Annotated in this window: 6 protein-coding genes; 4 read left to right on the forward strand and 2 right to left on the reverse strand. The window is 63.1% G+C overall.

Features of this window, described 5'->3' with window-relative positions:
- Positions 1 to 77 precede the first annotated feature (77 nt).
- Positions 78 to 713, reverse strand: a complete 636-nt coding sequence (locus U5O12_RS09550) for a response regulator transcription factor (protein WP_322578408.1) — start codon at positions 711 to 713, stop codon at positions 78 to 80.
- On the reverse strand, positions 710 to 2,668 hold the full coding sequence (locus U5O12_RS09555; protein ID WP_322578409.1) for a two-component system sensor histidine kinase NtrB: 1,959 nt from the start codon (positions 2,666 to 2,668) through the stop codon (positions 710 to 712). Before U5O12_RS09555 ends, U5O12_RS09550 begins: the two co-directional genes overlap by 4 nt.
- A gap of 33 nt (positions 2,669 to 2,701) precedes the next feature.
- On the opposite strand from U5O12_RS09555, the gene U5O12_RS09560 reads away from it, so the two are divergent.
- The 4 genes from U5O12_RS09560 to U5O12_RS09575 all read left to right on the forward strand — a co-directional run.
- The gene (locus U5O12_RS09560; protein WP_322578410.1) at positions 2,702 to 3,739 is read left to right on the forward strand and encodes a DctP family TRAP transporter solute-binding subunit; all 1,038 of its coding nucleotides are present in this window, start codon (positions 2,702 to 2,704) and stop codon (positions 3,737 to 3,739) included.
- A 126-nt stretch (positions 3,740 to 3,865) separates the two neighbouring features.
- A complete protein-coding gene (locus U5O12_RS09565; protein WP_322578411.1) occupies positions 3,866 to 4,354 on the forward strand; it encodes a tripartite tricarboxylate transporter TctB family protein in 489 nt (162 codons plus the stop codon).
- A 34-nt stretch (positions 4,355 to 4,388) separates the two neighbouring features.
- Positions 4,389 to 5,900, forward strand: coding sequence for a tripartite tricarboxylate transporter permease (locus tag U5O12_RS09570; RefSeq protein WP_322577918.1), 1,512 nt, complete (start codon positions 4,389 to 4,391; stop codon positions 5,898 to 5,900).
- 61 nt (positions 5,901 to 5,961) lie between these two features.
- A partial coding sequence (locus tag U5O12_RS09575) for an ABC transporter substrate-binding protein (RefSeq protein ID WP_322578412.1) occupies positions 5,962 to 7,060 on the forward strand: 1,099 nt, incomplete at its 3' end.

A 7,060-nucleotide genomic window follows, 5' to 3' on the forward strand; every position in this document is an offset into this window, starting at 1 on the left:
GTCAAGTTACGGGTCGATACTAGCCAGTTCCGTGCCACACACACCACTGGGGTTTGTACGGGGACCGCGCGGGAGCCTCAGGCCTGCGGTTTGACGATGGGCTGCAGGCGGCCCAGTTTGTGGGCCAGCTCAATGGCCGAGCTCACGCCCATCTTCTCGAAGATATTGGCGCGGTGGAATTCCACCGTGCGCTGGGTGATGCCCAGGTGGTCGGCAATGTTCTTGTTGTAGTGGCCCAGGATGAGCTGGTCCAGCACCTCACGCTCGCGCGGGCTGAGTGAGGCCAGCGCGTAACGCAGGCGGTGCGCTTCCTGGTTCGCGTTGCCATCGGCGGCGGCGGCGGCCAGGGCCTGTTCCACACGGTCCACCAGCACGTTGTCCTGAAACGGTTTTTCCAGGAAGTCCCACGCGCCGTTCTTCACCGCCGCCACGGCCATGCCCACATCTCCATTGCCGGTCAAAAACAACACCGGCCAGGGGCAGGCCATGGCCTTGAGTTGCTCAAAAACTTGCAGCCCGGTCATGGGAACCATGCGAATGTCCAGCACCACCACGGCTTGGGGCCACTCGCCGTGCAAGGCCTTGGCAGCTTCCAAAAATGGCGCACCACCATCCCAGGTGGTGGCCTGGTGGCCACGGGAGTCAAACAGCCACGCCAACCCATCCCGCATGTCGGGGTCGTCATCAACAATATGGATGGCGGTGGTGCTCATGGGGTGTCTGCCTCGGGGGCGTATTGTGAGGCCAGGGGCAGCTCCACTGTAAAACGGGCACCGCCCAGCACCGGGTCGCGGTCCACCGCAATCTCGCCGTGGTGGGCTTCCACAATGGAGCGGCAGATGGCAAGGCCCATGCCCATGCCACCATCTTTGGTGCTGTAGAACGCTTCAAACACATGCTCGCGGTCCTCTTCGTGCACACCGGCGCCCGAGTCGGCCACACACAACACGGCCACCTGCCGGGTGGTGTCGGCATGTACCCGCACCTGCACCTGGGCAGGTGCGTCAGACTGGGCGGCTGACTCCTGGGCGTTGCCCAGCAGGTTGTTGACCAAATGCTCCAGCAACAGTTCGTCCGCCGCAATCCAGACCGGGCCTGTGGCCTCCACCCCTGCGGGCACCACGCGCTGCAGCACCGCCACCAGGTCCAGCCGCTGCAAGGAGATTTCACGGCGCCGGGCAATCGCATTGACGCGCTGGATGATGCGTCCCGCTTTCTCGGCCAGCACCGCGATGCGGCTGACCACCGGCACCGTGTCTTGCGGGCTGATGCTGCCTGCATGCAGGCGATTCAGCAAACCGGTGGCAAAGCTGCTGAGCGCACCCAGCGGCTGGTTGAGCTCATGCGCCAAGGTGGATGCCACCTCGCCCACCGCCACCAAGCGGCCTGTCGCGTCCAGCCGCTCTTGCTGTTGGGCGGCCAGACGCTGGGCGCGTTTGCGTTCGCTGATGTCCAGCACCGAGCTCATCCAGCCGATGTGCGTGCCATCGGCAGTGTGCAGCGGTGCCTCGTGGATCAGCACATCGACCAGCGTGCCACTGCGGTGCTGGAACTGCACTTCGATGCCTTGTTGTTGTGTGCCCTGGGCCAGGATGTCATCGTGCACCTGCTGCAGCCCACGGGTCTGGTCTTCAGGCCAATAGGGCATGGGGGCCGACTCACCCACCAGCTCTTGCACCGAGTAGCCCACCATGCGACAAAAGGCATCGTTCACATACAGCACCTTGCCACCCAGATCCCAGGCACGCAGTCCAATGGTCACCGAGTTTTCCATGGCGGTGCGCAAGGCTACTTCGGCCTCCAAGCGGGCCTGTACCTGCTGGCGTTTTACGATGTCCCGGCGCAGCGCCCACAAGCTCACCAGCATGCCGCCCAAGAACACCATGGCCACCAGCAAAAACAGGCGGGGTACCGTGGCGGGCCGCTCCTGCACTGGCGTCACCTCCAAAAACACGTCGGAACCCGCCAGATTCATGGCCGCGCGAAACGGCTGCAAGCCACTCTCTGGCAGCACAGGCAACGCCGCCTCGTCCAATACCAGCCGCACCGCATGGTCCTTGGCAAACCAACCGGGCACCAGCGCAGCCACGGCCCGGTCCAGTGACAGTGCTGCCACGTAATTACCCACGAATTGGCCGCGCTCAAAGTAGGGCACAGCCAGCCACACGGTATCCGTCAGGGCTCCATTGGCTTGCAACATGGGGCCGGCGTAGGCCGACCGGCGCAGCCCTTTGGTGGTGGAGTACATGGTGGCCAGTGCCTGGGCATTTTGCGGATGGGTGGCCTCATCGACCGGCCAGCGCGCCGGCACGGGTATCTGGGCCGCCCCCACCCAGCCCTGGTCTAGCAACACGCCCGGCTCGCGCCACAGCAGCCCGCCCTGCACCTCGTTCATTTGCCGGGCAGCGGTGCGCAGGTCATCTTCCAGCCGACGAAAGTGGAACTGCACGCTTTGCTCCAGCCACTGCGCATCGGCAGCCTGGCGGCGTGCATCCTCGTCGGCCTCAAAGTGCTGCAAGTACAAGACCAGTGCCACCACGGAGGCCACCACCAAGGCCAAAAACCCAAGCAACCACCCGACGGGCCAAGGGCTGCGCACCACGTCCGCCTGGTTGGCGCGACGCAGCTGGTCAAAGCTGAAAGAGGGGTCCGGTAAGCGGTCGGGCATGGGTGCGCAAAGTGCACTCGCATAATAACGAGCATGCTTGGCCCCGACTCCCCTGCCCCCTTGCGCCGTCGCCAATGGCTGCGTGGTTTGGCGTGGGGCGCTGCGGCAGCCCTGCCCGGGGCTGGCGGCGCGGCAGCGGGCACGACCATCCGCCTCTCCCATGTGGTGGCACCCGACACACCCAAGGGCCTGACCCTGGAGCGCTTTCGTGCCTTGGTCGAAGCGCGCAGCGGCCAGCGTCTGCGGGTGCAGATCTACCCGCAGGGCCAGCTCTATGGCGACCAGGACGAGATGCAAGCCCTGCAGCTCGGTGCCATCGACATGGTGGCGCCGTCTTTGTCCAAGTTTGGCCCCATAGGGTTCCCCGAATTCGAGCTGTTTGACCTGCCCTTCCTGTTTGACAGCGTGGCCGACGTGCGACGCCTCACCCAAGGGCCGGTGGGGCAACGCCTGCTGGACCGCCTGGGCCGGCAGCGTTTGCTGGGGCTGGGCTTTTTTGACAACGGCTTTAAACACATGAGCGCCAACCGGCCGCTGCTGGAGCCTGCCGATTTTGTGGGCCTGCGCATGCGGGTGCAGGCTTCGCGCGTGATTGCCCAGCAGATGCGCACCCTCGGGGCCAATCCGGTCACGCTGCCTTTCAGCGAGACCCGGCGGGCCCTGGAGAGTGGCGTGGTGGACGGCACGGAAAACCCGGTGTCCAACTTCTGGACCCAGAACATGCAAGCCGTGCAAAAAGATCTGAGCCTGACCCAGCACGGCTACCTGGGGTACGCGGTGGTGACACACCAGCGCTTCTGGCTCAACCTGCCGGGTACCGACCGAGCATTGATGCAACAGGCGCTGCGCGAGGCGCTGGACTACGGGAACAGCATCGCCGATGCACACAACGACAAGGCGCTGGCTGCTTTGCGCGCATCGGGTGCTGTGCGCATCCACACCCCCAGCGCGGCGCAACGCCAGCGGTTCAAAGCCGCGGTCATGCCAGTGCAGGCGGATCTGGCGCGGCGTATCGATCCTGCTTGGCTGCATGCGGTTCGCGAGGCATTGCCCCCGCCCCTGGCCGGGTAAACCCTAGCTGTTGAACGCCACAGTTACCTCGTGGCGGCGTCCTGACTAACCTTCGCGGTTCGTTCATGCACCCCTGCCCACCTGTGCGGGCGCTGCCGACAGATAACAACAACGAGGAGCCACCACTTGAAAATTCAAAGCCAAAAAGATTTTTTTTCAGGACTGATGTTCATGGGCGTAGGCGTAGCCTTTGCTTGGGGCGCCACGGGCTACACCCTGGGAGACGGAGCCCGCATGGGCCCTGGCTACTTCCCCTTGGCCTTGGGCGTGCTGCTGGCCTTCCTGGGCAGCATCATCACCTTCAAAGCCCTGGTGGTGGAAACCGCCGACGGTGACAAGATCGGCAAGATCGCCTGGAAGCCCCTGTTCTTCATCATCCTGGCCAACCTCGTGTTTGGCGCCTGCATTGGCGGGCTGCCCCTGATTGGCTTGAAGCCCCTGGGCCTGATCATCGGCATCTACCTGCTCACCTTCATCGCCAGCAACGCCGGCGAAGAATTCGCCTTCAAGCCCGTACTCATCCTGGCCACCTTGCTGGCCCTGTTGAGCTACCTGGCCTTCATCGTGCTGCTCAAACTGCAGTTCCCGGTCTGGCCCGCCTACTTCACGGCCTGAGTCACCCCAGACATCGATACCAGGACAGAACACCATGGATCTCTTTAACAACCTCGCGCTGGGCTTTGGCGTTGCCTTCACCTTCCAGAACCTGATCTACGCCTTCATCGGCTGTTTGCTCGGTACTTTGATCGGCGTGCTCCCCGGCATTGGCCCGCTGGCCACCATCGCCATGCTCTTGCCCGCCACCTATGCCTTGCCCCCCGTGGCGGCATTGATCATGCTCGCCGGCATCTACTACGGCGCCCAGTACGGTGGCTCCACCACCGCCATCCTGGTCAACCTGCCCGGCGAGTCTTCGTCTGTCGTGACCGTGATCGACGGCTACCAGATGGCCCGCAATGGCCGTGCTGGCCCGGCCCTGGCGGCTGCCGGCATGGGCTCCTTCTTTGCCGGCTGTGTAGGTACCCTGATCCTGGCGGCCTTTGCAGCGCCGCTCACCGAGCTGGCCTTCAAGTTCGGCCCGGCCGAATACTTCAGCCTCATGATCCTGGGCCTCATTGGCGCCGTAGTGCTGGCTTCGGGCTCCCTCATCAAGGCCGTGGCCATGATCGTGCTGGGCCTGTTGCTGGGCATGGTGGGTACCGACGTGAACTCGGGTGTGGCCCGTTTCAGCTTTGACATCGCAGAACTCACCGACGGCATTGGCTTCATCGTCATCGCCATGGGTGTGTTTGGCTATGGAGAAATCATCCACAACCTCTCCAAACACGAGAGCGAACGCGAAGTGTTTGCCGCCTCGGTGACCGGCCTGATGCCCACCAAGGAAGACTTCAAGAACATGGTGCCGGCCGTCTTGCGCGGTACCGCCCTGGGCTCGCTGCTGGGCATCTTGCCCGGTGGTGGTGCGGTGATGGCGGCCTTTGCGGCCTACACCCTGGAGAAGAAGACCAAGCTCAATCCCGGTGAAGTGCCGTTTGGCAAGGGCAATATCCGCGGTGTGGCAGCGCCTGAGGCCGCCAACAACGCTGGCTCCCAGACCTCCTTCATCCCGCTCTTGACCCTGGGTATTCCGCCCAACGCCGTGATGGCGCTGATGGTGGGGGCCATGACCATCCACAACATCCAGCCTGGTCCCCAGGTGATGACGGCCAACCCGGAACTGTTCTGGGGCCTGATTGCTTCGATGTGGATTGGCAACCTGATGCTGATTGTGCTGAACCTGCCGCTCATTGGCATCTGGATCAAGCTGCTCACCGTTCCCTACCGCTGGCTGTTTCCCTCCATCGTGCTGTTCTGTGCGATTGGGGTGTATTCGACCAACAACAACACCTGGGATATCTGGATGGTGGCGCTGTTTGGCATCATTGGTTACATCTTTATCAAGCTGGGCACGGAACCTGCTCCCTTGCTCTTGGGCTTCATTCTGGGGCCAATGATGGAGGAGTACCTGCGCCGGGCACTGCTGCTCAGCCGTGGGGACTGGAGTGTGTTCATCACCCGGCCGCTCTCGGCGGGCTTGTTGGCAGCGGCCATCTTGCTGCTCGTCGTCGTTCTCATGCCGTCTATCAAGGCCAAGCGCGAAGAGGCGTTTGTGGAGGACTGAGCGTCGCCACCGCGACTTGTGGGCATGCTGTAATCCGGTCACTAAAAATCAGGAGACTCCCATGACATCCCTGCGTTCTGCACTACTTGGGCTTTGCATTGCCAGCGCCGGCTTCACCGCCCACGGTCAAATCAAGATAGGGCAAACCACGGGGGTCACTGGGGCGGTGGCTGCCACTGTCAAGGAAAGCAGCTTGGGCGCACAGCTCTACCTGGATGCCACCAACGCCAAGGGCGGCGTGAACGGCGAAAAAATCGAACTGATCACGCTGGACGACAAGTTCGACACCAAGCTGGCTGCGACCAATGCGCGCGAGCTGATCGAGCAACGCGGTGTGCTGGCCCTGTTCATGACACGGGGCACGCCACATACCGAAGGCATCATTCCCCTGCTGGACCAGCACGGTGTGCCGCTGGTGGCCCCGTCCACGGGCGCCATGGTGCTGCACCAGCCCGTGAAAAAGCATGTGTTCAACGTGCGCGCCACTTACCAGCGCGAAGCGGAGCGCGCCATCACCCACCTGGCAGCCACTGGGGTCAACCGCATTGGTGTGGTCCACGTGGACGACAGCTTTGGTGCCGATGGCCTGGAGGGCACCCAAAAAGGCCTGGCTGCCGCCAAGTTGACCGCCATAGCCATTTCCAAGTTTGACCGTAGTAAACCCGACTTCTCGCAAATTGCACCGGCCATGGCCAAGCTGAGCCCCCAGGCCGTCATGGTGATTGGCTCGGGCACGGCGGTGGTGGAAGCCATCCGGGCCCTCAAGGCGGCCGGTAGTGCTGCACAGTTCGTCACCCTGTCCAACAACGCATCCGGTGGCTTCATCAAACTGCTGGGCGACGACGCGCGCGGTGTCATCGTGAGCCAGGTGCTACCGCAGTCACAAAACTATGCCTTGGTGCAAGAAGCCGCCATGCTGGCCAAAACGCGCGACATCCTGGAAGTCAGCCCCGCCATGCTGGAAGGTTTTGTGTCTGCCAAGGTGCTGGTAGAGGCCCTGCGCCGTGCGGGCCCCAAAGCCACGCGTGAAAAACTTCAAACCGCACTCGAGGGTTTGGGCAAGTTCGACCTGGGTGGCCTCATCCTGAACTTCAGCCCCACCGACCACACCGGTCTGGACTTCGCCGACCTGTCCATCATCTCGGCCTCGGGCAAGTTCC

Source organism: Rhodoferax sp. (assembly GCF_034519335.1).
Lineage (GTDB): Bacteria > Pseudomonadota > Gammaproteobacteria > Burkholderiales > Burkholderiaceae_C > Allorhodoferax.

Excerpts from the sequence above, each read along its gene's own strand:
- U5O12_RS09550 (WP_322578408.1), bottom strand. The coding sequence starts at position 713 with ATGAGCACCACCGCCATCCATATTGTTGATGACGACCCCGACATGCGG.
- U5O12_RS09555 (WP_322578409.1), bottom strand. The coding sequence starts at position 2,668 with ATGCCCGACCGCTTACCGGACCCCTCTTTCAGCTTTGACCAGCTGCGT.
- U5O12_RS09560 (WP_322578410.1), top strand. The coding sequence starts at position 2,702 with ATGCTTGGCCCCGACTCCCCTGCCCCCTTGCGCCGTCGCCAATGGCTG.
- U5O12_RS09570 (WP_322577918.1), top strand. The coding sequence starts at position 4,389 with ATGGATCTCTTTAACAACCTCGCGCTGGGCTTTGGCGTTGCCTTCACC.